General features: G+C 63.6%; 1 protein-coding gene. It reads left to right on the top strand.

Translation table 11 applies throughout. The features are described from left to right. Positions 1-207: transposase domain-containing protein (locus tag ACYPYD_RS11470; protein ID WP_459663234.1), on the top strand; the 207-nt coding region annotated here is incomplete at its 5' end. Between the last annotated feature and the right edge of the window lie 73 nt (positions 208-280).

The raw sequence follows: 280 nt of genomic DNA on the forward strand, positions 1-280 counted from the left end.
GCAACGGGACGAAAATCCTGGCTCTTCTGCGACACCGTGGAAGGCGCACGGGCGAGCGCCGTCACCTATAGCCTGATGCTGACTTGCCGCGCCTGCGGCGTCGAGCCTCTCGCGTGGCTACGCCATGTTCTCACTGAACTGCCCCAGCGACCTCTCGACGCCGATATCGACGACCTGCTGCCATTCAACTTCGAAAAACACGCCTGACCTGCCGACGTCGCCGCGGTGGCCTGTCTCGTCCAGCGTCAACTGTGATGGCCGCACTGCCTCCGGAAGCAAC

This window comes from Novosphingobium sp. 11B, from assembly GCF_054589055.1.